Annotated in this window: 26 protein-coding genes; 13 read left to right on the forward strand and 13 right to left on the reverse strand. The window is 73.6% G+C overall.

The annotated features are described in order from the left end of the window. Positions 1–23 precede the first annotated feature (23 nt). Positions 24–215 (forward strand): DUF2795 domain-containing protein, encoded by a 192-nt coding sequence (locus ACTMS9_RS09915; RefSeq protein ID WP_210778133.1) that lies wholly within the window; start codon positions 24–26, stop codon positions 213–215. On the opposite strand, the gene erm is transcribed toward ACTMS9_RS09915, so the two are convergent. The 3 genes from erm to ACTMS9_RS09930 all read right to left on the reverse strand — a co-directional run bounded on the left by erm (position 169) and on the right by ACTMS9_RS09930 (position 2,603). Continuing rightward, positions 169–1,023, reverse strand: coding sequence for an ErmE/ErmH/ErmO/ErmR family 23S rRNA (adenine(2058)-N(6))-methyltransferase (erm, locus tag ACTMS9_RS09920; RefSeq protein WP_441142981.1), 855 nt, complete (start codon positions 1,021–1,023; stop codon positions 169–171). The two genes, ACTMS9_RS09915 and erm, sit on opposite strands and share 47 nt — an antisense overlap. Before the next feature lie 230 nt (positions 1,024–1,253). After that, on the reverse strand, positions 1,254–1,376 hold the full coding sequence (locus ACTMS9_RS09925; protein ID WP_255540576.1) for a hypothetical protein: 123 nt from the start codon (positions 1,374–1,376) through the stop codon (positions 1,254–1,256). A 327-nt stretch (positions 1,377–1,703) separates the two neighbouring features. Next, positions 1,704–2,603 carry a Gfo/Idh/MocA family protein gene (locus tag ACTMS9_RS09930; protein WP_441143996.1) on the reverse strand — a complete coding sequence of 300 codons (900 nt, stop codon included), beginning with the start codon at positions 2,601–2,603 and terminating at the stop codon, positions 1,704–1,706. A gap of 169 nt (positions 2,604–2,772) precedes the next feature. Here ACTMS9_RS09930 and ACTMS9_RS09935 point away from each other — a divergent pair, with 169 nt between their 5' ends. Both ACTMS9_RS09935 and ACTMS9_RS09940 read left to right on the forward strand, forming a co-directional pair. After that, positions 2,773–3,168, forward strand: a complete 396-nt coding sequence (locus tag ACTMS9_RS09935; RefSeq protein WP_441142984.1) for a hypothetical protein — start codon at positions 2,773–2,775, stop codon at positions 3,166–3,168. After that, the gene (locus tag ACTMS9_RS09940) at positions 3,161–3,577 is read left to right on the forward strand and encodes a hypothetical protein (RefSeq protein ID WP_441142986.1); all 417 of its coding nucleotides are present in this window, start codon (positions 3,161–3,163) and stop codon (positions 3,575–3,577) included. Before ACTMS9_RS09935 ends, ACTMS9_RS09940 begins: the two co-directional genes overlap by 8 nt. Before the next feature lie 115 nt (positions 3,578–3,692). Here ACTMS9_RS09940 and fabG read toward each other — a convergent pair whose 3' ends face one another. Beyond that, positions 3,693–4,451 (reverse strand): 3-oxoacyl-ACP reductase FabG, encoded by a 759-nt coding sequence (gene fabG / locus ACTMS9_RS09945; protein ID WP_154942235.1) that lies wholly within the window; start codon positions 4,449–4,451, stop codon positions 3,693–3,695. Between the two features lie 157 nt (positions 4,452–4,608). Continuing rightward, positions 4,609–6,261 carry an alpha-amylase family protein gene (locus tag ACTMS9_RS09950; protein WP_441164745.1) on the reverse strand — a complete coding sequence of 551 codons (1,653 nt, stop codon included), beginning with the start codon at positions 6,259–6,261 and terminating at the stop codon, positions 4,609–4,611. Positions 6,262–6,356: 95 nt separating this feature from the next. On the opposite strand from ACTMS9_RS09950, the gene ACTMS9_RS09955 reads away from it, so the two are divergent. Both ACTMS9_RS09955 and ACTMS9_RS09960 read left to right on the forward strand, forming a co-directional pair. Then, positions 6,357–6,965, forward strand: coding sequence for a DUF1349 domain-containing protein (locus ACTMS9_RS09955; protein ID WP_441164746.1), 609 nt, complete (start codon positions 6,357–6,359; stop codon positions 6,963–6,965). Between the two features lie 214 nt (positions 6,966–7,179). After that, on the forward strand, positions 7,180–7,851 hold the full coding sequence (locus ACTMS9_RS09960; protein WP_441164747.1) for a DedA family protein: 672 nt from the start codon (positions 7,180–7,182) through the stop codon (positions 7,849–7,851). 15 nt (positions 7,852–7,866) lie between these two features. Here the strand turns inward: ACTMS9_RS09960 and ACTMS9_RS09965 are convergent, their stop codons facing one another. From ACTMS9_RS09965 to ACTMS9_RS09985, 5 genes are all read right to left on the reverse strand, one after another. Beyond that, complete coding sequence (locus ACTMS9_RS09965; RefSeq protein WP_441164748.1) at positions 7,867–9,405, reverse strand: cellulose binding domain-containing protein; 1,539 nt, start codon at positions 9,403–9,405, stop codon at positions 7,867–7,869. Between the two features lie 273 nt (positions 9,406–9,678). Next, positions 9,679–11,079: a chitinase gene (locus ACTMS9_RS09970; RefSeq protein ID WP_441164749.1), complete on the reverse strand. Its 1,401-nt coding sequence runs from the start codon at positions 11,077–11,079 to the stop codon at positions 9,679–9,681. A gap of 135 nt (positions 11,080–11,214) precedes the next feature. Then, on the reverse strand, positions 11,215–12,627 hold the full coding sequence (locus ACTMS9_RS09975) for a carbohydrate-binding protein (protein ID WP_441142559.1): 1,413 nt from the start codon (positions 12,625–12,627) through the stop codon (positions 11,215–11,217). A gap of 78 nt (positions 12,628–12,705) precedes the next feature. Then, the gene (locus ACTMS9_RS09980; protein WP_441164750.1) at positions 12,706–13,449 is read right to left on the reverse strand and encodes a YidC/Oxa1 family membrane protein insertase; all 744 of its coding nucleotides are present in this window, start codon (positions 13,447–13,449) and stop codon (positions 12,706–12,708) included. 91 nt (positions 13,450–13,540) lie between these two features. Then, positions 13,541–13,855, reverse strand: a complete 315-nt coding sequence (locus ACTMS9_RS09985; protein WP_441164751.1) for a DUF6412 domain-containing protein — start codon at positions 13,853–13,855, stop codon at positions 13,541–13,543. 158 nt (positions 13,856–14,013) lie between these two features. Here ACTMS9_RS09985 and ACTMS9_RS09990 point away from each other — a divergent pair, with 158 nt between their 5' ends. The 4 genes from ACTMS9_RS09990 (at position 14,014) to ACTMS9_RS10005 (ending at position 18,588) form a co-directional block, all read left to right on the forward strand. After that, complete coding sequence (locus ACTMS9_RS09990; RefSeq protein WP_441142553.1) at positions 14,014–15,150, forward strand: carboxylate-amine ligase; 1,137 nt, start codon at positions 14,014–14,016, stop codon at positions 15,148–15,150. 24 nt (positions 15,151–15,174) lie between these two features. Beyond that, positions 15,175–16,545: an FAD-dependent oxidoreductase gene (locus ACTMS9_RS09995; RefSeq protein ID WP_441164752.1), complete on the forward strand. Its 1,371-nt coding sequence runs from the start codon at positions 15,175–15,177 to the stop codon at positions 16,543–16,545. Positions 16,546–16,630: 85 nt separating this feature from the next. Next, a complete protein-coding gene (locus ACTMS9_RS10000; protein ID WP_441164753.1) occupies positions 16,631–17,578 on the forward strand; it encodes an endonuclease domain-containing protein in 948 nt (315 codons plus the stop codon). A 143-nt stretch (positions 17,579–17,721) separates the two neighbouring features. Then, the gene (locus tag ACTMS9_RS10005) at positions 17,722–18,588 is read left to right on the forward strand and encodes an aminoglycoside phosphotransferase family protein (RefSeq protein ID WP_441164754.1); all 867 of its coding nucleotides are present in this window, start codon (positions 17,722–17,724) and stop codon (positions 18,586–18,588) included. Positions 18,589–18,595: 7 nt separating this feature from the next. Here the strand turns inward: ACTMS9_RS10005 and ACTMS9_RS10010 are convergent, their stop codons facing one another. Then, positions 18,596–19,405 (reverse strand): Fpg/Nei family DNA glycosylase, encoded by an 810-nt coding sequence (locus ACTMS9_RS10010; RefSeq protein WP_441164755.1) that lies wholly within the window; start codon positions 19,403–19,405, stop codon positions 18,596–18,598. Positions 19,406–19,523: 118 nt separating this feature from the next. Here ACTMS9_RS10010 and ACTMS9_RS10015 point away from each other — a divergent pair, with 118 nt between their 5' ends. The 3 genes from ACTMS9_RS10015 to rocD all read left to right on the forward strand — a co-directional run bounded on the left by ACTMS9_RS10015 (position 19,524) and on the right by rocD (position 22,681). Beyond that, the gene (locus tag ACTMS9_RS10015) at positions 19,524–20,312 is read left to right on the forward strand and encodes a thrombospondin (protein ID WP_441164756.1); all 789 of its coding nucleotides are present in this window, start codon (positions 19,524–19,526) and stop codon (positions 20,310–20,312) included. Positions 20,313–20,654: 342 nt separating this feature from the next. Next, positions 20,655–21,470: a dimethylargininase gene (gene ddaH, locus ACTMS9_RS10020; protein WP_441142654.1), complete on the forward strand. Its 816-nt coding sequence runs from the start codon at positions 20,655–20,657 to the stop codon at positions 21,468–21,470. Next, complete coding sequence (rocD, locus tag ACTMS9_RS10025; protein WP_441142541.1) at positions 21,467–22,681, forward strand: ornithine--oxo-acid transaminase; 1,215 nt, start codon at positions 21,467–21,469, stop codon at positions 22,679–22,681. Before ddaH ends, rocD begins: the two co-directional genes overlap by 4 nt. A 61-nt stretch (positions 22,682–22,742) precedes the next feature. Here the strand turns inward: rocD and ACTMS9_RS10030 are convergent, their stop codons facing one another. Together ACTMS9_RS10030 and ACTMS9_RS10035 are read right to left on the reverse strand one after the other, a co-directional pair. Continuing rightward, complete coding sequence (locus ACTMS9_RS10030) at positions 22,743–23,894, reverse strand: FHA domain-containing protein (protein ID WP_334569071.1); 1,152 nt, start codon at positions 23,892–23,894, stop codon at positions 22,743–22,745. Then, entirely contained in the window at positions 23,891–24,184 is a 294-nt protein-coding gene (locus tag ACTMS9_RS10035; RefSeq protein WP_441142538.1) for a 4a-hydroxytetrahydrobiopterin dehydratase, read from the reverse strand. The genes ACTMS9_RS10030 and ACTMS9_RS10035 overlap by 4 nt, the downstream gene beginning before the upstream one ends. A gap of 214 nt (positions 24,185–24,398) precedes the next feature. Between ACTMS9_RS10035 and ACTMS9_RS10040 the strand changes: the two genes are divergently transcribed. After that, complete coding sequence (locus tag ACTMS9_RS10040) at positions 24,399–25,169, forward strand: hypothetical protein (protein WP_441142536.1); 771 nt, start codon at positions 24,399–24,401, stop codon at positions 25,167–25,169. Positions 25,170–25,224: the final 55 nt, after the last annotated feature.

Here is a 25,224-nt window from a genome sequence, read left to right on the forward strand (position 1 = left end):
CGCAGGACGGGTAGCCGGGCGGCATGACCGTCACCGGGGCGCAGTTGCAGGACTACCTGGCCGGGCTCGACTACCCGGTCTCCCGTGAGGACCTGGTCCGCTGGGGTCAGGAGAACGGGGCCAGCACCGAGCTGTTGCAGATGTTGCGGGCGTTGCCCGTCGAACAGTTCAACGACCCCGCCGAGCTGCACGAGGCGCTGGCCACGCTCGCCTGAGATCGCGCGGGTCGCGGGCATGCAGCAGACGGAACAGGACCAGCCACTGCTCCGGCCAGACCAGCCCGACCGGCGTGGCCGGGTCGAGCCGGGCGGCCCGTAGCGCACCGTCCACCCGGCCGCGCGGGTGCGCCGTGCGCAGCGAGGCGGCGAGTGAGCCGCCGGCGCCGCCGAACCCGAGCTCGACCATCCTCCGGTACGCCGGCAGCGCCGCCGGGGGCAGCAGCGGCTCGGGCCGGCGCTCGACCCGCAGGATCCCGCCGTCGACGCCGGGCACCGGCCGGAACGCGGCACGGGGCACCCGCCCGGCCAGCCGCCAGTGGTGTTCCGGCCAGGTGAGCACGGTCAGCCTGCTCCACCGGCCGTGGTCGCCGGTGCGCTTGCGGGCGTACTCCAGCTGGGTGAGCAGCGTCGCGGCCCGCAACCCGGGGGCGGCCAGGCACCAGCGGACCACCGCGGCCGTCAGCGACCAGGGGATGTTGCCGACCACGGAGAACGGCTCGTCCGGCGGCGGTGCGGCCAGGAAGTCCTCCTGCCGGTGGCTGACCTGGGGCAGTTGGGCGGCGAGGGCGGCCAGGTCACCGGCGGCGGCCGGGTCCACCTCGTAGGCGACCAGCCGCGCGCAGCGGACGGCGAGCGGACGGGTCAGTTGACCCCGGCCCGCACCGACCTCCAGCAGCAGGTCGTCGGGGCCGGGCCGGGCGGCCCGGACCAGCCGCGCGACGGCGGCCGGATCGGTCAGGAAGTTCTGGGACAGTACGCGACGGGACCGGTCGCGTGCGGTGGTGCGGGGTCGGCGGGGCGCCACGGGAATCGTCCTGTCTGTCGCCGGTCGGCGACGGGTACGGACAGGCAGCGCGCACGGCGGGCCTGTCCGAGTGGATCGGGACTCGGACGACCCTGGAGATTCGGCGTGGGACGCGGAGGTGCGCCCGCCGACCGCGAGGTGTCAGCGGTCAGCGGCATGGCGGCGCCGGGTGCGACGCGACCGCACCGACCCCGGTCGGTGGACGGGTCGGCGACGGTGCGGAGGTCAGGTCAGGCGCGGCGGTGGGCGTCCCGGCCGGCCAGGGCCGGGCGCCGGACTCGCGGGCGGGCAACCAGGAGGAGGCCCCGCACGGCCGGCGCGGCGGCCACGTCGATCAGGGCGTGCGTGAACATGTCGGCCAGGCTAGCGGCGGGCCGGTCGCGCCGCGAGGGGTTTCCGGAACCGTCCGGGTCGTCGCCATCCACCGGTCACCTGGCTGTTCGACTCGCCGAGTCGCCACCGAGGTTGCCGGCTGCGGGCCGGCGGGCTGTCGGCGGCTCGCCCGGCCCCGGGGCCACGGAGGGTAGCGTCCGCCCCCACTCTCCACAGCGAGCGATATACCTCTGAGGCATATTTATGCCTCAGAGGTATATCGCTCAGGACTCATATGCCCTTGGACCGACGACACGCCCGGCCGGCACAGCGGCCGGGGTCAGCGACCGGCCGGACCCGGGAAGGGCTCAGATTTCGACGGTGCGGCCCTCTGCGCGGGCGACCTCGGCGGCGGACAGGATCTCCACCACCTCGCGACCGAAGCGCACGTCGCAGCGATGGTCCCGGGTGCCGGCGTCGATCTCTTCGAGGAGCTGGTCGATCGCGGTGCCGAAGGCGGTGATGGCGTCGCCGTCGCCCGGCGGCACCGTCTCGGTGCCGTTCTCGCCGAAGAAGACGAAGTCGCGGGTCGTCGCCTCACGAGGCGCGTCCAGGGTGAGCGAGATCGCGCTGGTGGCGCCGCCGACGTGGGTGAGCAGCAGGTGGACCAGGCCGCTCGGGCCGTTCATCGCGGCCACCCGGGTGACCCGGCCGAGCACCGGCAGGATGATCGACAGCGCGTGCGGACCGATGTCCCAGAGCGCGCCGTGCTCGATTCGCCACTGCGAGTCGCCGTACGGGCTGCCGGGCTGGTAGATCGAGGCGAACATGGTCGCCCGCGCGTGCTGCCAGCCGCCGGCAGCGGCGGTCGAGGCGAGGAAGGCGGTGACGTTCGGGTGGTAACGCTGGGTGAAGAAGACCACCGAGGCCACCCCGGACTGCTGGGCGGCGGCGACCACCCGGTCGGCGTCGGCGAGGGTGAGCGCCAGCGGCTTGTCCAGCAGCAGGTGCCGGCCCGCGATGGCGGCGCGTACGGCGAGGTCCGCCTGGATGTCGGGCGGGAGCGCCACGGCGACCGCGTCGCACTCGTCCAGCAGCGCGTCGGCGTCGCCGAACGCCGGTACGCCGTGCCGGTCGGCCAGCTCGGCGGCCCGCTCCGGGTTGCGTCCCCAGACCCCGACCAGTTCGGCGCGCGGGTGCGCGTCGATCGCGGCGGCGTGCGTCTCCGCCGCCCAGTGACCGGTGCCAAACAAGCCGAACCGCAGCACGAGTACCCCCGGTGTCGTCGTCCGCCACGGCGGTGCCGTGGCGTGATCCAACCTAGTCGTCCCCGGCCGGGCACGTCCGGCCGACCTGGCCGAGTGACCGGGGCGAGGGCGATTACTACGACGGTTAGTAGGCTGTGCCGGTGACCGAGACTGGGACGGTGTGCCCGCGATGACCAGCGCAGCCTCAGCCGGCTCGCCGGTGGACGGGATCCTCGCGACGGCAACGATCGTGCTGTCGCTCGTACTCGCGCTCTGGAGCCTGGTGGCGACGCTGCGCCACCGCGCGCCGGACCGGCTCCAGTTCGTCGGCCTGGCGGTGCTGGAGGTGGCGCTGCTCGCGCTGGCGGTGGCGGCGCTGGTCGCGCTGAGCGGCGGCGAGCGGCCGGGCGAGCCCGGCGCCTTCTTCGGCTACCTGGTGACGCTGGTCTGCCTGCCGCCGCTGGCCTGGGTGCTGGCCAGGATGGAACCGACCCGCTGGGGCTCGGCGATCGTCTGCGCGATCTGCCTGGTCACCCCGGTGGTCGTGGTCCGGCTCCAGCAGACCTGGGAGGTCCTCGGTGGTTGAGACCCGCACCTCCGCGCCGGCCACAAACAAGGGTCCGGGTCGGCTGCTGATCGCGGTCTACCTGCTCTTCGCGATCGCCGCGACCTCGCGGGCCGGGCTCCAGATCGCCACGAAGTTCGACGAGGCGCCGGTGGCGTACCTGCTCTCCGCGCTGGCCGCGGTGATCTACATCGTCGCCGCCGTCGGGCTGGCCCGCGCCGGTCACGCCGGCCGCCGGGTCGCGCTCGCCTGCTGCTCGGTGGAGCTGGCCGGGGTCGTCGGGGTGGGCCTGCTGAGCCTGGTCGACAAGGAACTCTTCCCGGACGAGACGGTCTGGTCCGGATTCGGCAGCGGCTACGGCTACATCCCGCTCGTCCTGCCCATCCTCGGCCTCCTCTGGCTCTACCGCACCCGCCACACCCCCACCTGACCCCGCGCGACCCCCGGCCTGCGGCCGCACGTTCGGAGAAAGCGTGGCCTTGGAAGCCGAAATGGCCACTCTTTCTCGGAAAGAGTGGCCATTTGGTGGTGCGGGGGGGTAGGGGTCAGTCCTTGGGGCCGCCGGCTACGTAGATGACCTGGCCGGAGACGAAGGACGCGCCCTCGCTGGCGAGGAACGAGATGGTGTGGGCGACGTCCTCCGGGCGGCCGCAGCGGCGGACCGGGATCTCCGCGGCGGCGTGCTGCTGCAACGCCTCGAAGTCGACCTTCATCCGGGCGGCGGTCGCGGCGGTCATGTCGGTGACGATGAAGCCCGGCGCGACCGCGTTGACCGTCACGCCGAACGGGCCCAGCTCGATGGCGAGCGTCTTGGTGAAGCCCTGGAGGCCGGCCTTCGCCGCCGAGTAGTTCGCCTGGCCCCGGTTGCCCAGCGCGGAGGTGCTGGAGAGGTTGACGATCCGGCCCCACTTCCGGTCGACCATGTGCTTCTGGGCGGCCTGGCTGAACAGGAACGCGCCGCGCAGGTGCACGCCCAGCACCGTGTCCCAGTCGGCGTCGGTCATCTTGAACAGCAGGTTGTCGCGGAGCACGCCGGCGTTGTTGACCAGGACGGTCGGCCCGCCCAGCTCGGCGGCGATCCGCTCGACGGCCGCCTCGACCTGGGCCCGGTCGGACACGTCGGCGCCGACCCCGAGTGCCCGGCCGCCGTCGGCGGCGATCGCGTCCACGGTCTCCTTCGTCGCCGACTCGTCGATGTCGACCACGGCGACGGCCATGCCGTCGGCGGCCAGCCGGCGGGCGGTGGCCGCGCCGATGCCGCGCGCGGCTCCGGTCACGATGGCGACGCGGGGCTCCTCCGACATGATTACCTCCCGGTAACTTGTGGGTCGATCGAAGGAGCTTAACCCAGGGGTACGCCCACCCGGACCGGCCCGCAACGGCGGTCCGCGCCCCCGGACGCGGGCCGGCTCCTGAGCACATCGGACACCGCCGGGCCCGGCCGGAGGTCGGTCGGGAGGGTCAGACGGCCTCGCCCCGGCAGAGCCGGATCCAGCGGTAGCCGTAGCCGGCCAGCTTGAGGTTGTCCAGCTTGCCCACCTCGCCGTACCCGCGGTCGGAGAGGACGTCATTCGGCAGGTCCGCCTCGGGCGCGAGCACGCTCAGGTCGACCTCGACGTCCTCGGTGCCCAGGTTGTGCAGGAAGACCATCGTCCCGGTCGGACCGTCAGCGCGGTGCGCCAGCACCCCGGCCGGCATCGGCACGTCGATGTGCGTCGTCGCGCCCGAGCCGATCTCGGGGGCCTCGCGCAGCGTACGGATCATCCGCTCGAACCAGGCCAGCAGCGACTTCGGGTCACGGCGCTGGGCGGTCACGTTGACCTTCTCGTAGCTGAACTCACCCTTGTCGATCACCGGCCGGACCAGCTTCTCCGGGTCCGCGGTGGAGAACCCGGCGTTCGGCTTGAACGACCACTGCATCGGGGTGCGGATGGCCTCCCGGCCGGGCAGCGACAGGTCCTCGCCCATCCCGATCTCCTCGCCGTAGCGCAGCACCGGCGTGCCGCGCAGCGAGAACTGCAGGGCGTACGCCAGCTCGATGCGGCGGCGGTCGTTGCCGAGCATCGGGGCCAGCCGGCGCCGGATGCCCCGGTCGTAGATCCGCATGTCCTCGTCCGGGCCGAACTCGGCGTACACCTGGTTGCGCTGCTCGGCGGTGAGCCGGGAGAGGTCGATCTCGTCGTGGTTGCGCAGGAAGGTGGCCCACTGGCCGCCGGCGGGCAGCGCCGGGGTGTCCCGCAGCGCCTCGATCACCGGCTCCGGGTCCTGCCGGGCCAGGGCCAGCATGAGCCGGCCGTTGAGCATGAAGTCGAAGAGCATGTGGATCCGGTTGCCGGAGCCGCCGCTGTCGCCGAAGAACGTGGGCAGCTGGTCCGGCTCGACGTTCGCCTCGGCCAGCAGGACCGCGTCGCCGCGCCGCCACTGCACGTGCTGGCGCAGCTCGGTGAGGAACTCGAAGTCCTTGGGCGAGTTGGGGTTGCCCGGCTCGGTCAGCTCGATGATGAACGGCACCGCGTCCATCCGGAAACCGGAGACGCCGAGCTGGAGCCAGAACGACATCACCTTCTTGATCTCCGCGCGGACCTCCGGGTTGGCGAAGTTGAGGTCCGGCTGGAACGTGTAGAACCGGTGGTAGTACCACGCCTTGGCGGTGCGGTCGTAGCTCCAGGTCTCGTTCTGCTCGCCGGGGAAGACCATGCCCTGGTGCCGGTCGTCCGGCTCGGTGTCGGACCAGACGTACCAGTCCCGGTACGGCGAGTCGGGCGAGGAGCGGGCGGACTGGAACCAGGGGTGCTCGTCGGAGGTGTGGTTGACCACCAGGTCGATGATCACCCGGATGCCCCGGTTCTGCGCCTGGTGCAGCAGCTCCGCGAAGTCGCCGAGGGTGCCGAAGCGGGGGTCCACGTTGTAGAAGTCGGTGGCGTCGTAGCCGTCGTCCCGGCTCGGTGAGGGGTGGATCGGGTGCAGCCACAGGCAGGTCACCCCGAGCCGGGCCAGGTAGTCCAGCCGGCCGATCAGCCCTCGGATGTCACCGACCCCGTCGCCGTCGGAGTCCGCGTACGTGTCGATGTCGAGGCAGTAGACGACGGCCTCGGAGTACCACCTGTCACCCATGCCGACCTTATGTCTCCGATCGGCCGTCCCGGCAAACGCGAGGCCGTCGCCGCCGGCCCTCGGATCGGCGCCGTCCGGACGGGTACGGTGCCGGCATGGGCGAGGACGAGACGCTGCGGGACGTCGACTGGGCCGACGGTCGCTGGCTGCGCGAGCCGGTGCGGGTCGAGCGGACCGACGCGGGTGACCTGCTGGTGGAGCCGGGCGCGGAGAGTGACTTCTGGCGGCACACCGGCTACGGGTTCGTGCACGACGACGGGCCCGCCCTGCTCGCCCCGCTGCCCGGCGGCAGCGCCGTCGAGGTGAGCTTCCGGCTGGACTACGGCGAGCAGTTCGACCAGGCCGGGGTGCTGGTCCGGGTGGACGAGCGGAACTGGGTCAAGGCCGGGGTGGAGGTCAGCGACGGCGAGCCGCAGCTCGGCGCGGTGGTCACCCGGGAGGTCTCCGACTGGTCGGTCGCGCCGGTGCCGGACTGGGCCGGGCGGGAGGTCACCGTCCGGGTCAGCCGGGACGGCGACGCGCTCACCGTCCGGGCCCGGGTGGACGACGAGCCGTGGCGGCTGGTCCGGCTCGCCCCGCTCGCCCCGGAGGCGGCGGCGTCCGCCGGTCCGTTCTGCTGCTCGCCGACCCGGTCCGGGCTGACCGTCCGGTTCACCGGCTGGCGCCAGGGCCCGGCCGACCGCCAACTGCACCCCTCGACCTGACCTGCCCGGCCCCCAGCAGACCCACGATTTGCGGCGTGTCGCGGTGTCGCGGGTGCCGGACACCCCGACACGCCGCAAACGGGGCGGGCCGGCGGGCAGGTCGGCGGGCGGACCGGGCCTGAGCGGATGGTCAGTGGGGCGGGTCACCGGCAGGTGTGGGGGTCGGATGCGCGGGTACGACTCTCCGATCCCGGCAGCTCTCGGAAGGACGCCCATGGCTCTCGCCCAGAACGTCGACCCGAACCAGTTCACCGGGCTGACCGGCTGGGTGGCGAGCGTCATCGACTCGCTGGGCGCGGTCGGGGTCGCGCTGCTGGTGGCCCTGGAGAGCATCATCCCGCCGATCCCCAGCGAGGTCGTGCTGGCGATGGCCGGCTACCTCGCCAGTGCGGGCCGTTTCCACCCGGTGGTGATCGTGCTCGCCGCGACGGTGGGCTCGCTGTTCGGCGCGCTGGTGCTCTACTGGCTCGGCGCGGCGCTCGGCGAGGAACGGCTCAAGCGCTGGCTGGACCACCTCCCGCTGGTGGACTCCGACGACCTGGAGAAGGCCGACCGCTGGTTCGAGCGGTACGGCCGGTGGGCGGTGCTGATCGGCCGGGTGGTGCCGGTGGTCCGCAGCCTGGTGTCGGTCCCGGCCGGGGCGAACCGGATGCCGCTGGGTGAGTTCGTCCTGTTGACCACGCTGGGCAGCGGGGTGTGGAACACCGTGATCGTGGGGCTGGGCTACGCGCTCGGGTCGCGCTGGGAGGACGTCGACCGGTACAGCAGCTGGTTCAACTACGCGATCTTCGCCGTCTTCGCCGTCATGATCGCGAGCTGGGTGGTGAAGAAGGTCCGCAAGCGGCGGGCGCGGCGCGACCGGCAGTCGGTGACCGCCGGTCGCTGACCGCGACGCCGTCGCTCAGTACTTCGCGGTGATCGAGGTGAACTCCCAGGTGTTCTGGGCGATGCCGGAGCAGTTGGAGACCACTCCCCCGCCCGGGCAGGGGCGGTCCCGGTTGACCGACCAGAAGGTGAAGCGGGACAGGCCGCGGGCCTTGGCCCAGTCCCGGATCTGCGTCCAGGTGGCCGGAGAGGTCAGCTCCTGCTGGTCGGAGAGGCCGTTCATGCCGGAGATGCCCATGTGCGCGTACGCGGTGGCGTCCGACCAGCCGAAGGCCGTCTTCAGCGCGTTCTTCAGGCCCTCCGCCGCGTTGATCGTGTTCTGGTACATGTTCGCGCCACCGCCGAAGTCGAACGGCATGATGGTGAAGGTGTCGATGTTCGCGCCGAGCGCGGCGGCCTGGTTGATCAGCCGGGTGCCCCAGTAGTTCGGCCCGGTGGTCGAGGTGCCGAACGTGACGATCGTCTTGATCCCCGGGTTGTTCTGCTTGACGATCTTCAGCGCGCCGAGGATCCGGTCCTGCACCACCGCGTTCTCGAACTCGTCGCTGTTCTCGATGTCGATGTCGATCGCCTTCAGCCCGAACGCGTTGATCACCTGCTGGTACGCCCCGGCGAGCGCGGCGGCCGAGGAGCAGTTCGGGCCGAGCTTGTTGCCGCTCCACCCGCCGATGGACGGGATCACGTCACCGCCTGCGGCCCGGATCGCGGCGATCGTGTTGGCGTGCGCGCCGCCGGTGAGCGGGCCGCTGCCGTCCCAGGCCGGGGTGCAGCCGCCGCCGGAGAGGACGAACGCGATGGTGAACCACTTGATCCCGGTCGCCCCCATCACCGTCGACGGCGCGGGCGGGTCGCCCCAGCCCGGGTAGAGGTAGGGCGCGGCGGCCATCGGGGCGGTGCCGCCGGTGCAGCCGGTGGTGGTGGCGGAGACCGGCGCGGACTTCGCCGACTCACCGGAGGAGTTGTACGCGGCCACCGTGTAGCTGTGCGCGGAGCAGGCGGCCAGCCCGCTGACCGTGGTCGAGGTGCCGGTGAGGGTGGCCCGGACGGTCGAGCCCTCGTACACCCGGTAGCCGGTGACCGTGCCGCCGACGGCGTTCCACGCCAGCGCGATCGAGGAGGCGGTGGTGCCGGTGACCCGCAGGCCGCCGGGGGTGGCCGGGGCGGACGGGTTGCCGCCGCCTCCGGTGCAGGAGCCGCCGTTGACCGTGCAGTTGGTCGGGTCGCCGTTACCGCTGACCACGAAACCGAACGAGGTGCTGGCACCCGGGGCGAGGGTGCCGTTCCAGGACTGGTTCACCGCGGTCACGTGCTGGCCGGAGGTGGTCAGCCGGGCGTCCCAGAAGGTGCCGAGCGAGCTGCCGGCGGGCAGGTCGAACTGCACGTTCCAGGAGCTGATGCTGGCCGAGCTGTCGTTGGTGACGGTGAACTTCGCCTCGTACCCGCTGCCCCAGCTGGAGGTGCGGACGAAGGCGGCGGTGGCGGCGGACGCGGCCGGTGGAGCCACGACGGTGGCCGCGACCAGGGCGGCGGCGAGCGCGACGGCGAATGTCGCCACGCGTGGCGAGCGGAGTTTCACGGTGGCCTCCAGGGACCTGTGGTGGGGGACCGCCCGGGGTGGGCGGGGTCGCCGGCCCGCAGGAGGCGGGTCGGTGGCGCGGGAGGACCGGCCCGGCCGCTGCGGTGGGCCGGCGGTGCGGACGGCCCGGCCGGGGGTGGGCCGGGTGCGGACTCGCCGGCCGGGGGTGGGCCGGGTGCGGACGGACCGGCCGGGGGTGGGCCGGGTGGTGCGGCGTGGCCGGCCCGCGGGACGGCGGACCGGCCACGCCCGTCAGGGCAGGGTGGCCAGGTGCGGCTTGACGGTGCGGGCGAAACCGTTGCCGTTGCTGACGTCCCAGTTCACCGACCAGGTCATCGCGCCCCGGATGCCCGGGTAGGTGCGCGGCGGCCGGAAGCTGCCGCAGTTGGTGCCGCGGGCCAGGCAGTCCAGGGCGGCGTTGACCACGCTCGGCGCGACGATGCCACCGCCGGCGGCGCCCGGTCCGGCGGGCAGGCCCAGGCCGACCTGGTCGGGGCGCAGCCCCGCCTCCAGCTGGATGCAGGCCAGGGCGACGATGAAGTTCACCGTGCCCTGCGAGTACGCGGCGTTCTGGTCGCAGCCGAGCATCGCCCCGGAGTTGTAGAACTGGGTGTTGACCACGGTGAGGATGTCCCGGATGTCCAGCGCCAGCTTGAAGTAGCCGGTGGTGGGCGACTGCATGTCGATGGTCTGCGGTGCCATCGCGATGATCAGGCCGGCCCCGACCTTCGCCCGCAGGGCGCGCAGCGCCTGGGCCATGTACGTCGGGTTGAGCCCGTTCTCCAGGTCGATGTCGACCCCGTCGAAGCCGTACCGGCGGATCAGCGCGTGGACGGTGTCGGCGAAGGCGGTGGCCGAGGTGGCGTCGTTGACCGCGACCCGGCCGGTCTCGCCGCCGACGGAGAGGATCACCTTCTGGCCGCGCGAGCGCAGGGTCTGCACGTCGGCGGTGAACTGCGCGTCGGTGTAACCGCCGAGTGCGGCGGACAGGCCGGGGTCGACGGCGAACCCGACCGCGCCGGGCGTGGCGGTGGCCTCGCCGAAGGCGACGGCGACGATGTCGTACTCGGCGGGCACGTCGCGCAGTCGCAGCTCGACCGCGGGGTTGTCGAAGTTGTGCCAGTAGCCGGTGAGCAGGTGCTTCGGCAGCCCGCCGGTGGGCGGCGGCGGAGTGGTGGTGGGCGGCGGGGTGGTCGGCGCCGGGGTGGTGGGCGACGGCGTCGGAGTGGTCGGCGTCGGGCTCGGCGGGGTGCTGCCGCCACCGCAGGGCGCCCCGTTGAGCAGGCAGTTGGTCGGCGAGCCGGTCCCGGTCCCGAGGAAGCCGAACGACACCGAGGCGCCCGGGGCGACGGTGCCGTTCCAGGACCGGTTGGTGAAGGTGTACCGCTGGCCGGAGCTGGTGAGCAGCGCGTCCCAGTAGCTGCCGACGGTGGTCCCGGCGGGCAGGTCGAAGGAGACGGTCCAGCCGGAGATGGTGCTGCCGCCGCCGTTGGTGATCGTGTACTTCCCCTCCCAGCCGCTGCCCCAGTCGGAGGTCTTGACGAAGCTGGCGGTCGCCCCGGCCGCGTACGCGGGCAGCGCGACCCACGCCGCGCCGAGGGTCGCGACCAGCGCGGCGACCAGGGAGAGGAGCAGGGTTCTGGAACGCGTCATGCGACCCTCCGTACTGCGATCGATCCATGGATGTCGACGTGCGCGCTTATTATTAAGACTGTTAACTGATTCTGTCCAGAGTGGTCGACCCATCGATCGGGGCCCGCGTCGCCTCGACGCGGGCCCCGGACGCGCTCAGCGCCGGAAGGTGAACCAGTTGACGTTGACGAAGTCGGCGCTCTGGCCGCTGCTGAAGGTCAGGTAGACGGTGTGCCGCCCGGTCGCCGCGGCGACGTTGCCGGGCACCGAGCGCCAGCTCTGCCAGCCGCCGGTGTTGGCGATGGCGAAGCTGCCGATCGGCGTGCTGGTCGGGCTGTCCAGGCGCACCTCGACCAACCCGCTCACCCCGCCGGCCGCCCCGGAGGCCACCCGGGCGACGAAGTCGCGGGGCGGGGTCGCGCCGAAGTCGACGTTGTCGTAGCGGACCCAGTCACCGCTGCGCACGGCGCCGATGTTCTGCCCGCCCTCGGCGCACGCCTCGACGATCACCCCGTTCTGCGCGGTGAACGCCTCGGCCTGGATCGTCCCGTACGCGTCGACGCCTCCGGACGGCGGCGGGGTGGTCGGCGGTGGCGTGGACGTGCCCCGCCGGTAGACCGCCACGTAGTCGACCAGCATCGGCCGGCCGGAGACGGTCGAGGCGGTCGGCGTGGCGTAGCCGGCCACCCCGTTCGGGAACGAGCCACCCATCGCGACGTTGAGCAGCAGGAAGTAGCCGGCGTGGCCGGTCATCTGGGTCCAGTACGGCTCGCCGACCTGGTTCTGGCCGACGGTGTGGAACAGCTGCCCGTCGACGTACCAGCGCAGTTGCTGCGGGGCGACCGAGGCGTCCCACTCGAACCGGTAGGTGTGGAAGGCGGACTGGCAGGTGCTGCCGGGGCAGGGCCGGGAGTTGCCGAGGCCGCTGAACTCGTTGCACGGGCCGCCCGGGGCGTACCCGCAGTGCAGCACGCCCCAGACCTGGTTCAGGCCGTTGACGTTCTCCATCACGTCGAACTCGCCGATGCCGGGCCAGTTCTGGTAGTTGCCCCGGTACGGCGAGCCGAGCGCCCAGAACGCCGGCCAGTACCCGGCGGCCTGCGCGCCGGTGACGTTGGGCATCTGGATCCGCCCCTCGATGGCGAGCACTCCCCCGGCGGGCGGCTTGAAGTCGGTGCGGACGGTCTCGATCCGGGCGGAGGTCCACCGGCCGGCGCCGTCGCGGACCGGGGTGATCCGCAGGTTGCCGGCGCCGTCGTGGGCGAGGTTGGTGGTGCTGGCGGTGTACGTCTGGATCTCGCCGGTGCCCCAGTTGGCCGGGCCACCCGGGTAGCTGGTGCCGGTGTCGATGATCCAGTTGGCCGAGGACGGCAGGGTGCCGGCGGAGCCGGTGAAGTCGTCGCTCCACATCAGGCTCCAGCCGGACGGGGGCGGTGGGACGGCGGCCTGCGCGGTCACGGTCACGCCGGCCAGCGCGGTGGTGGCGACGGCCAGCGCGACGGCCAGCGGGAGCCGTCGGCGCGACCGGGGTGGGCGGGGGGCGGCGGAGGCCGCCGGGGCAGGGTTCATCGGGGGTGCCTCTCTGCGGGGGACGGGTCGAGAGAGCGCTCTCTGACAGCGATTTGTACGCCGCCGAGCCGACATATGTCAACGCTTGTCGATGGGTTCCGGCTGCGGGCGGCGCAACGTCACCTGCTCCAGCGCCGTCCACGCCGTGGTGGTCACCAGGTAGATCACCGCGGCCAGCGGCACCACCAGCGCCACCAGCACGGTCACGTACGGCAGCAGCGGGATCAGCCGGCCCAGCGTGGCCGCGCCCGGTCCCTCGATCGGCGTACCGGCCACCGTGCCCGTCGACGCCGCGGCGCGCTTCGCCCGCCGGGAGGAGAACCAGGCGAGGCCGGTCAGCACCGCCAGCAGCAGGCCGAAGACCAGCACCACCGGGCCGGAGAGCCCGTCGCCCAGGTGCCAGCCCAGCGGCACCCCGCCCAGCCGCTCGTCGAGCAGCCCGCCGCCGCCCTCACCGGTGGCGAAGAGCCGGTACATGACCAGGAAGAAGGGCGCCTGGAGCAGCGCCGGCAGGCAGCCGGCGACCGGACTGGCGCCGGCCTTCCGGTAGAGCCCGAACAGCTCGGACTGCAACCGCGCGGGGTCGTCGGCGTACCGCTGCTGGAGCTGGCGGACCTCGGGGGCGAGCGCCGCGCGGCGCCGCTCCCCACGGACCTGCGCCAGGGTGAGCGGCGAGATCAGCAGCCGGACGGCGATGGTGAACAGGACGATGGCGGCGGCGGTGGCCGTCCCGCCGGTCAGCGGCGCGAGCGCGTCGGAGAGCCAGGTGACGGCGGCGCCGGCGGCAGCCACCGCGTCGTGCACGGGTGAGAAGGCGAGCATCAGGTGACCCCTCGGTCCGATCCCGGATGTCCCCCGGCCGGGGCCGGTGGGACGGATGACGACGGAATCGGCCGGGCGGCGACGCGCGGGATCAGCCCGCGACCGGACGCCACCCGGCCGAGGGACGCCACCCCGGGGCCCGGGGACGGGGCCGGCCGGCCGCGTCCGGATCGACCTGGCGCGGCACCCGCCGGCGCCGGGCCCGCTCCCGCAGGCCCACTGCCCGCCGGCCACCCCGGGCCGGGCCGCCCACCCGGCGGGGACGCGCCGCCAGCAGCGCCGCGAGCAGCAGCGCGGCCACCACCGCCGCGCCGGCGAGGAGTTCCGCCGGACGCTGCCCGAGCAGCGTCAGCTCGGTGAGCGCGTACGCCCACAGACCCGTCACCGCCACCAGCAGACCCGGCACGCGATCAGCCTAGGGTCCGTCGTCCACTCCACCGGCGGGATCGGCGACACGCCGCCCCGACGCGCCGGTCCGGCGTTTTCCGCCGCCGCCACCCTGGGTAACCAGAGCCCCGACCGGCGCGGACGGACCGTGACCGGGGCGAACGGACGGTGGTGGCGATGACCGGCCAGGTGGCGGCGGCGAGCCCGGCGGCCCCGAACGGCACCGACCTGCTCACGGTGGGCGTCGAGGAGGAGTTCCTGCTCGTCGACCCGCACACCGGTGCCGCGGTGCCCGCCGTCGACCTGGTGCTGGAGCAGGTGCCGGCGGAACTGCGCGGCCAGGTGGAGCGGGAGTTCCAGACCAGCCAGATCGAGATCGGCAGCCCGCCCGGGCTGGAACTCCGGTCGATCCGCCACTCCCTCGGCGTGCTGCGGGCCGCGCTCGCCGACGCCGCCGAGCGGGCCGGCGTACGGCTGCTCGCCATCGGCACCGGCCCGGTCGACGGCCCGGTTCCGCCGGTGGTCGACAAGCCCCGCTTCGACCAGATGATCGAGCGGTTCCGGCTGCTGGTGCCGGGCCCCGGCAACAACGGCATGCACGTGCACGTCGGCGTCCCCGACCCGGAGACCGGCGTCCAGGTGCTCAACCACGTCCGCCCCTGGCTGCCCGTGCTGCACGCGGTGACCACCAACTCCCCGTTCGCCCGGGGCGAGGACACCGGCTACGCGAGCTGGCGCTCGGTCGAGTGGGAGCACTGGCCGTCGGTCGCCCCCACCCCGTTCCTGAAGTCGCACGAGCACTACCAGCGGCTGATCCGGCAGCTCATCTCCAGCGGCGTGATGCTCGACGAGGGGATGCTCTACTGGTACGCCCGGCTGTCGGCGAAGTACCCGACGGTGGAGATCCGCATCGGTGACGTCTGCCCGTCGGTGGACGACGCGGTGCTGGTCGCGGCCATGGTCCGGGCGATGGTGGCGACCGCGATGACGGACATCGCCGAGGGCCGCCGCGCGGTCAACACCGACCACCACCTGCTGGTCGCCGCGCACTGGCGGGCCGCGCACGACGGGCTGGAGGGCGAGGGCGTCGACCTCACCAACGGCGAGCTGCGCCCGGCCTGGGAACTGCTGGACGCCCTGGTCGAGCGGGTGCGCCCCGCGCTGGAGAGCCACGGCGACCTGGCCGAGGTGACCGACCTGCTGGGCGGGCTGCGCCGGCACGGCAGCGGCGCCGCCCGGCAGCGGGCCGTCTTCGAGCGGACCGGCCGGCTGGAGGACGTGGTGGCGGACGTGGCGCGACAGACCCGCGGCTGAGCCCTGCGTGGAAGACTGGTCACCGTGGCACAACGGCTGATCGTCATCGGCGGGGACGCCGCGGGCATGGCGGCGGCCTCCCAGGCCCGCCGCCGTCGCCGCCGCGACGACCTGGAGATCGTCGCGTTCGAGCGGGGGCACTTCACGTCGTACTCGGCGTGCGGCATCCCGTACTGGATCAGCGGGACGGTCGAGGAACGCGACGACCTGATCGTCCGGTCCCCGGCCACGTTCCGCGAGGAGCACCAGATCGACGTGCGGACCCGCACCGAGGTCACCGGCATCGACCTGGACCGCCGCGAGGTCGTCGCCCGCGACCTGGACCGCGGCGGCGAGGTCCGCGAGCGGTTCGACACCCTGGTGTACGCCACCGGCGCGGTGCCGACGAAGCCCGACTGGGCCCGCGACGACGTGGGCGGGGTCTTCGGGGTGCAGACCCTCGACGACGGCGCGGCGGTGCGCGACTGGCTGGACGCCGAGCCGAAGCCACGCCGGGCGGTGGTGGTCGGCGGCGGCTACATCGGGGTGGAGATGGCCGAGGCGCTGGTCCAGCGAGGACTTTCGGTCACCCTGGTGGAGCAGGGCGAACAGCCGATGTCCACCGTCGACCCGGACATGGCGTCCCTGGTCGCCACGGCGATGCGCGGCCTCGGCATCGAGATCCGCACCGGCGTCCGGGTGACCGGGATCGAGGAGCGCGACGGCCGGGTCGTCGCGGTGGTCACCGACGCCGGGTCGCTGCCGACCGACGTCGTGGTCCTCGGCCTCGGGGTACGCCCCAACACCGCGCTCGCCGCGGCCGCCGGCCTGCCGGTCGGCACCACCGGCGGGGTCCGCGTCGACCGGCGGATGCGGGTGCCGGGGATGCCCGACGTCTGGGCGGCCGGCGACTGCGTGGAGACGCTGCACCGGGTCAGCGGGATGTCCGTGCACGTCCCGCTCGGCACGCACGCCAACAAGCAGGGCCGGGTGGTCGGGATCAACATCGGCGGCGGGTACGCCACCTTCCCCGGCGTCATCGGCACCGCCGTGACCAAGGTCTGCGACCTGGAGGTGGGGCGTACCGGGCTGCGGGAGCGGGAAGCCGCGTCGGCCGGCTTCGAGTTCGTCACGGTGCGGGCCGAGTCGACCAGCCGGGCCGGCTACTACCCGGGGTCCCGCCCGATGACCGTCAAGCTGATCGCCGAGCGTCCCACCGGGCGGCTGCTCGGCGCCCAGATCGTCGGCCGCTCCGAGTCGGCCAAGCGGATCGACGCGCTGGCCGTGGCGCTCTGGAACGGCATGACCGTGGACGACATGACCGCGCTGGATCTCGGCTACGCCCCGCCGTACGCCCCGGTGTGGGACCCGGTGCTGATCGCCGCCCGCAAGGCCGTCGACGCGCTGGCCAGCTGACCTCACCCTGTCGACTTCGGGTGCGGTTCTTGTCGTCCGGACGACAATCACCGCACCCGAAGTCCGGTGTCATGGCGGGGTGCGGATGCCGAGCGACGACGCGTCAGGGTTGGACTGGCTGCTGTTCACCCAGTCGGGGGTACTGACATGGGGGCAGGCGACCGGCGAGCTGAGCCCGTCGGCGGTGCGGCACCGCCTCGCCACGGGGCGCTGGCACCGGATCTGCCGAGGGCTGCTCCGGGTGGGCGACCCGCACGCGGCATTCCACCGGGACCAGCAGTGGTGGGTGGCGGTGCTCGCCGCCGGGGAGGATGCCGTCCTCGCGGGACTGGCCGCGGCGCAGGCCGCGGGGCTGCGCGGCAACTGGCGGTACGAGGTCGTCGACGTGCTCGTGCCCCACGGCCGGCGGGCGGCGGACCTGCTGCGTCGGCTTCCACCGGGGCTACCGGCCGTCCGGGTCCGCCGCACCCGTGACCTGCCGGCCGAGGATCGCCAGCGCGGCCACCCCGACCGGACCGGGATGGCGCGTTCCCTGGTGGACGCAGCCGGGTGGGCCCGCACGGACGACCAGGCGCAGGAGATCCTGGCGGCCGGCTGCCAGCAGCGCCGGGCTACGCCGGACGAGATCGGCGTGGTGCTGGAGCGGATGCCACGGGCCCGTCGCCGGCTCCTGATCCGGCAGACCCTGCGGGACATCGTCGGCGGAGCCCAGGCGCTGTCGGAGATCGACCTGGTCCGGCTCTGCCGGCGGCACCGGCTACCCCTCCCTGAGGGGCAGGAACGGCGGCGCGACGCCGACGGGCGCGTGCGTTACCTGGACGCCTACTGGCGGCGATGGGGCCTGCACGTCGAGGTCGACGGCGGGCACCACATGGACGTCCGGCACTGGGCGGCGGACCTGCGGCGGCAGAACCAGATCTGGATCGAGGGCGACCGCATACTCCGGTTCACCGCCTTCGACGTCCGTCGCCGGCCCGACGAAGTGGCGGCCCAACTACGCGCCGCGTTGACGGCCGCCGGTTGGCGCCCCTGATCGGTGCGGTGTGGGTGCGTTTCCTGTCGTCAGGGTGACAAGAAACGCACCCGAAGCCTGCATCACCCGGCCGGCGAGGGACGCGCGAGGCCGGCGGAACGGGGTGGGTCCGGCACTGCCCGGGGGGCGGGCAGGATGGCCGGGTGGAGATCCCGGAGGGGTTGTCCTGGGTGCGGGGTACGCCGGTGGGGCGGGACTGGTTGGCGACGCTGCCCCGGTGGCGGGACGAGTGCGTCGAGCGCTGGTCACTGCGGCTCGGGCCGCCGTTTCCGTACGCGTTCGCCTCCCTGGCGATGCCCGCCACGCTGCCCGACGGCACCCCGGCGGTGCTCAAGCTCCAGTACCCGGACGAGGACAGCCGCCGTGAGGCCGACGCGCTCGCGCACTGGGCCGGCGACGGGGCGGTACGCCTGCTCGCGCACGACCCGCGGCGGCGGGCGCTGCTGGTCGAGCGGTGCCTGCCCGGCTCGCCGGTGCACGAGCTGCCGCCCGACGAGGCGCTGGACGTCGTCGCCGGGCTGCTGCCCCGGCTGTGGCAACCGGCCGGCGGGCCGTTCACCACGCTCGCCGAGGAGGCCGCCGGCTGGCGCGCACGGCTGCCGGTGAACTGGGAGCGGGCCGGCCGGCCGTACGAGCGGCGGCTGCTCGACGCGGCGCTCGGCCGGCTCGCCGACCTCGTCGACGACCAGGGCGAACAGGTGCTGGTCAATCAGGACCTGCACGCCGGCAACGTGCTGCGCGCGACCCGCGAGCCGTGGCTGGTGATCGACCCGAAGCCGCTGGTCGGCGAGCGGGAGTTCGGGGCGGTGCCGATCGTGCGCGGCCCCGAGCTGGGTCACTCGCCGGCAGCGCTGCGGCGGCGGCTCGACCGGCTCACCGGCGCGCTGGGGCTGGACCGGGACCGGGTCCGGGGCTGGGCGATCGCACAGACGCTGGCCTGGAGCACCGACGGGGAGGTCGTCTTCCCGAACCAGGTCGAGTCGGTCCGCTGGCTCGTCGACGGCGACTGAGCCGGGCTCAGCCGGCCTGGCAGGTGGCGCACCAGTAGAGGTTGCGGCCGGCCAGCACGCCTCGGCGCACCGGCGTCGCGCAGACGTGGCAGGGGTCGCCGGGGCGGCGGTAGACGTACACCTCGCCGCCGTGCCGGTCGACGCGGGCCGGGCGGCCCATCGCCTCCGGCAGGTGCGCGTCGCGGACGGTGTCGATCCGGCCGCGGTCGACGGCCAGCGTCATCAGCTCGACCAGGTCGGCCCAGAGCGCGTCCCAGCCGGCCGGGGTCAGCTCCCGGCCGGGCAGCGTCGGCGGCAGCCCCGCCCGGAACAGCGCCTCGGTGACGAAGATCAGCCCGGTGCCGGCCACCACGGACTGGTCCAGCAGCAGCGCGGCGAGCGGGGTGGGACTGCGCCGGACCCGCGCCCAGGCCCGGCGCGGGTCGGCGTCGGCGCGCAGCGGGTCCGGGCCGAGCCGGTCGCGCAGCGCGGCGACCTCGGGCGGGGTCAGCAGCTCGCAGGCGGTGGGGCCGCGCAGGTCGAGCCAGTGCCGGTCGCTGGCGAGCCGCAACCGGACCTGCCCGACCGGGGGCGGCGGCTCCCCCGGGCCGTCGGTGAACTTGCCGTACAGGCCGAGGTGCACGTGCAGGGTCAGCTCGTCGGCGTAGTGGTGCAGCAGGTGCTTGCCGTACGCCTCGGTGCCGTCGAGGACGGTGCCGGAGAGCCGGGCGGCGCCCTCGGCGAAGCGGCCCTGCGGGCTGGCGGCGGTCACCTTGTCGCCGGCGAACAGCTCGGCGTGCCGGGCCGCCAGGCGGTGGATGGTGTGTCCCTCTGGCACGACGGCAACGGTAGCCCGGGTGTGGCGGATCGGGCCGCTGGGTACCACAGCGGTGATACGCGTGGCTGCCCACCGGCGCTTACCGAGGCCTCCACGCATCGATCAGGAGGTGTTCACAATGAAGATTCCTTCGCTGTCGCGCCGGACCGAACCGGCGCCCACGACCGACCGTAACGGCGACGGGCGCGTCGACGGACACGACCGGAGCGCCACCGTCGACCGCCCGGCCGATCCGCCGGTGGTCACCGACCGGGACGCCGAGCAGACGACGTACCGCAGCAACGCGCTGGCCACCGACGGCGAGCGCGACGCCGAGACGGAGCGCCGGGCGGCGGAGCGCGCCGCGCTGGCCCGGGCGTCCACCGCCCGCTCCGAGTCGACCCGCGGCCCCTCCGGCCGGGTCGCCGCGATCGACGACGAGCCCCGGCGTACGACGTCGGACCGGCTCACCGGCGCGGACCGGGACGCCCGGCCGGGCACCGGCCTCGCCGACCCCACCGCCGAGCGGACGGTCGACGTGGACCGGGACGGTGTCCCCGACCGGGACGAGGCCCGCCGGGAGACCCCGGTGGTCGCCGGCCCGAAGCCGCGGGCCAGCCTGCTGGCCACCCTCGGCCTGATCGTCTCCGTGGTCGGTGCCCTGTTCGTGCTCACCGGCACGCTGGCCGGGTACGGCATCGCCGTCGGCGCGGCCGGCGCGGTGCTCTCCGTCCTCGGCCTGATGGCGACCCGGCGGCGGCACGTCGCCGGCAAGACCGACGCGCTGATCGGCATCCTGGTGGGCCTGGCCGCGGTGGTGGTCGGGGTGGTCGCGATGACCGGCCAGTTCGACTGGCCGACCGCCGACGGCGAGTGGGTCTCCCGGTTCCGGGAGTGGCTCGACTCACAGTTTGTCGACCGGTTCTGACGGGCACCTTTCCGCTCGCCGGTGGTGCGCCGGCGACGCCCGATCAGTCTGGTGGTTCACCAGCCGGGCACGCATCCTTTCGGGGGCGGCGTTCGCCGCCCCCGAAGCGCGTCCAGGGGCCGTCACCTCCCGTTCCGGGGGTGGCGGCCCCTTCGTCATGTGGGTGGTAGGCGGGAACGCAACAGATCGCCGCCCGGCCGACGCCAGACGCAACGTTTCGTCGGCGTACGCAAGTCTCGGCGGTGGATGTCGTCGGCCGATGCCGCATACCGTTGACGGACGGCGCCAGCCCGTCGGCCGAGGTGGCCGGGCGCGCCCGACCCCCAGGAGCAGGACATGACGATGGACGCCATCAGCCAGCGCTTCCTGATGTGCCGGCCGACGTACTTCGCCGTCGACTACGCCATCAACCCGTGGATGGACCCGACCGCGCCGGTCGACGCCGACCTGGCCATCCGGCAGTGGGAGCAGCTGCGCCGGACCTACCTCGACCTGGGCCACTCCGTCGAGCTGATCGACCCGGTCGCCGGCCTGCCGGACATGGTCTTCGCCGCCAACGGCGGCACGGTGATCGACGACAAGGCCATGGCGGTGCAGTTCCGCGACCCGCAGCGCGCCGACGAGGCCCCCGCCTACCGCGCCTGGTTCGAGGCCGCCGGCTTCGAGATGTACGACCCGAAGCACGTCAACGAGGGCGAGGGCGACGTCCTGCTGGTCGGCGACTACCTGCTCGCCGGCACCGGCTTCCGCACCGCGCACGCCTCGCACGCGCAGCTGCAGGAGGTCTTCGGCTACCCGGTGATCACGATGCAGCTGGTCGACCCGCGCTTCTACCACCTGGACACCGCCCTGACCGTGCTCGACGAGCGGACCGTGGCGTACCTTCCGGAGGCGTTCTCCCCCGGCAGCCAGGCGGTGCTGCGCCGGCTCTTCCCGGACGCGGTGCACGCCACCATGGCCGACGCCGAGGTGCTGGGGCTGAACGCGGTCAGCGACGGCCGGCACGTGGTGCTGCCGGCGCAGGCCACCGACCTGGCCGCGAAGCTGCGCGACCGGGGTTACGAGACCATCGGGATCGACCTGTCCGAGCTGCGCAAGGCCGGCGGCGGACCGAAGTGCTGCACGTTGCGACTCCGTCAGGGAAAGGCGACCAAGTGATCGAGGACATGCTGCGGACTCCGGCTGCGGTACGGGACGCGGAGAAGCACACCGCGCACAACTACCACCCGCTGCCGGTGGTGATCTCCTCCGCCGAGGGCGCCTGGCTCACCGACGTGGACGGCCGTCGCTACCTGGACTGCCTCGCCGGCTACTCGGCGCTGAACTTCGGCCACCGGCACCCGACGCTGATCCGCGCCGCCCACGAGCAGCTCGACAAGCTGACGCTCACCAGCCGCGCGTTCATCCACGACCAGTTCGCCGACTTCTGCAGGGAGCTGGCCGAGCTGTGCGGCAAGGACCTGGTCCTGCCGATGAACACCGGCGCCGAGGCGGTCGAGACCGGCGTCAAGGTCGCCCGCAAGTGGGGCTACCAGGTCAAGGGCGTCACCCCCGGCCAGGCCAACATCGTCGTCGCCGAGGGCAACTTCCACGGCCGGACGACCACCATCGTCAGCTTCTCCACCGACGAGGACGCCCGCGCCGACTTCGGGCCGTACACCCCGGGCTTCACGGTCGTCCCCTACGGCGACCTGGACGCGCTGGCCGCCGCGATCGACGAGAACACCGTCGCCGTGCTGCTCGAGCCGATCCAGGGCGAGCAGGGCGTGGTGGTGCCGCCGGAGGGCTACCTGCCGGGTGTCCGCCGGGTCTGCACCGAGCGCAACGTGCTCTTCATCGCCGACGAGATCCAGTCCGGCCTCGGCCGGACCGGGCACACCTTCGCCTGCGACCACGAGGGCGTCGTGCCGGACATGTACCTGCTGGGCAAGGCGCTCGGCGGCGGCATCGTGCCGGTCTCCGCGGTCGCCGCGAACGCCGACGTGCTGGGGGTGCTGAAGCCGGGCCAGCACGGTTCGACCTTCGGCGGCAACCCGCTGGCCTGCGCGGTCGCCACCGAGGTGGTCCGGCTGCTGGCCACCGGCGAGTTCCAGCGCCGCTCCGCCGAGCTGGGCACGCGGCTGCGCGCCGGCCTGGAGGGGCTGCTCGGCAAGGGTCTGGTTGCCGTCCGGGTCCGGGGCCTCTGGGCCGGGGTGGACATCGACCCGGCGCTGATGAGCGGCCGCCAGGCATGCGAGCGGCTGATGGAGCGCGGCGTCCTGGCCAAGGACACCCACGGCTCCACCATCCGGCTGGCCCCGCCGCTGGTGATCACCGAGGAGGAGATCGACCACGCGGTGGCCCAGCTCGCCGCCGTGCTGGCCGGCTGACCTCGTACGCGCGAAGCGGGCGTCGGGACCACGGTCCCGACGCCCGCTCGTCGTTCGTCGGTCAGTTGCGGGGCAGGCGCATGGCCATGGTGGGCGCCTCGGCCATCACCGAGGTGGGGGTGAACGGGGCGCCGGTGGGCAGCTCGCCGGCGCGGCCGACCTGGACGCCCGGGTAGAGCTCGACCATGTCGGCGCCGCCGAGCACCCGGGACTGGTTCGGCGCGAGCGGGATCCGTTCCGCCTCGGTCATCGACCCGTGCGGGCGGATGCCGGAGCCGTTGGTGCTCACGTCGGTCACGATCACCTCGCCGACCCGCAGCTCCAGCTTCAGGTGGCTGCGGCTGATCCAGCGCCGGGCCTCGTCGTTGAGCCACTGGCCGAGCACGATCCCGCCGCTGGCCTCGGGCGCCCGCCCGACGAAGACCGGCTGCTCCTCGGTGAGCACGAACCGCCGCCGGACCAGGCCACCGATCCGGACCGCCAGCACCTCGGTGCGGGGCCGCGGCCCGGCGTCACCGAGCCGGGCGCCGTGCCGGGGGCAGGTCGGCACCCCGTTGCGCAGCGCGGGTGGCGGCTGGCCGGCCGGCGCGCGCTCGACCCGGGCCAGGTCGGCGAAGGCGCCACCGCCCCCGCCGCCGCCGAAGAGGGCGCAGCCCGGCTCCGGGCAGCGCCACTGCCGGGCCAGCAGCTTCGCCCCGACCGGCGAGCGGTCCCCCTCGACCGGGGTCGAGCCGCCGCCGACGTGCGCGACGAAGACCGGGCCGCCGGCGCCGGGCACCGGCGCGAGCACCCGGCCCGGCTGCTCCACCAGCCACGGGAACCGACCGCGCAGGCTGTCGAACCGGACCCGGGTGAGCACCGGCAGGCCGAGCAGATCGGCCACCTCCAGCATCCGGTCGCCCGGGTTGTCCAGCACCTCGACGAGGCCGTCGTCGGCCCAGCGCCGGACCACCATCCGCTCGTTCGAGGTGAGGTCGGCGTCGGAGAGCAACGCCCGGTGCACCACGGCGTAGACCGGGACGCTGTCCTCCTCCAGCTCGCGGGAGAGGGCGTCGATCACCATGCCGAGCCGCAACAGGCTGGCCGGCCGGCCACCGTCGAGATCCTGGTAGCGGATCACCTCGGCCAGGTCGAGGACGGCCCGGGCCAGGGACGGGTCGGTGCAGACGCGCCCCTCGATGGCGTCCAGCACCTTGCTGATCTCGAATCTCATCGGACGCTCCGGACGATGTCGTCGATCTGGCGCGCCAGCTCCACGTCCCGGTGGGTGACCCCACCGGCGGAGTGGGTGACGCAGCGGAAGGTCACGGTCCGCCACCGGATGTCGATGTCGGGGTGGTGGTCGAGTCGCTCGGCCACCTCCGCCACCCGGTCGACCACGGCGATGGCGGCCGGGAAGCTGCCCAGCTCGACGGTGCGGCTGATCTGAGTCGGGTCGCCCGACCAGTCCGCCAGCCCGCCCAGCTTCTCTCGCACCGCCTCGGCGGTGAGCAGGTCTGTCATGGCCCGACCCTACCGGCACTGGCCTGGGCAAGTCGGACGCGCCGGAGGTGGGTCGACGCCCATTGACCGGGTGTGCCGGGTCGAGCACCGACGGCTACGAGGGACGGACATCGACACCCGACTGTCGCTTTCGCCCGCTACGCTGACCGACGGCCCGGCCGGTGGCGGGCAGCACACGCCGCACCGGCCCACCCTTCACGAGGAGTAATCCACAATGAACACTCGACGGCTGGCGACCACGGGGGTCGCGCTCGTCGCCGCGCTGGGTCTGCTGACCGGCTGTGGCAACCAGGACGGAGCGGACGCTCCAGCCGCCGGCGGAAGCGCCGCGAGCGTCGCCCCGAGCAGCAGCGCGTCGGTCGCTCCGCTCGACGAGCTGACCGCCGCCGCGCTCAAGCTCAGCGAGGACAGCGTCCGGGTCACCATCACCTCGTCGGTGGTCAACGGCGGTGGCCTGCTGGACCCGCGGACCAAGGCGATCGACATGACCCTCGACATGGGCAGCCAGGGCAAGGTCCGGATGATCACCCTCGGCGACGACGCCTGGATGAAGATCAGCGGCATGGCCGGCGCCCCGAAGAAGTGGCTGCACATGGACGCCACCAGGCTCGGCGCCAGCGGCCAGATGAACCTGATGCCGGACGGCGACCCGGGCGGCGCCAAGCAGATGATCAAGGGGGTCACCGAGGTCGAGAAGACCGGTGAGCACGCCTTCGCCGGCACCCTCGACTACACGAAGGCCAAGCCGGACGACAAGGGCATCAAGGCGCTCGGCGCCAAGGCCAAGGCGGTGCCCTTCACCGCGAAGACCGACGACCAGGGCCGACTGATCGAGCTGGTCGTCGACACCACCGTGCTGTCCCCGGCAGCCGGCAAGCTCAAGACCACCTACACCGACTTCGGCGCGGCCGTCGCCCCGCAGAAGCCGCCGGCCAGCCAGACCCAGGAGGCTCCGGAAGAGCTGATCAAGGCGTTCGGCGGCTGACCGCCCCGCACCCCGACGCGACGGGGCGGCACCGTGACCGGTGCCGCCCCGTCGT

This window comes from Micromonospora sp. L31 (assembly GCF_052068075.1).
In the GTDB taxonomy this organism is placed as follows: domain Bacteria; phylum Actinomycetota; class Actinomycetes; order Mycobacteriales; family Micromonosporaceae; genus Micromonospora; species Micromonospora purpureochromogenes.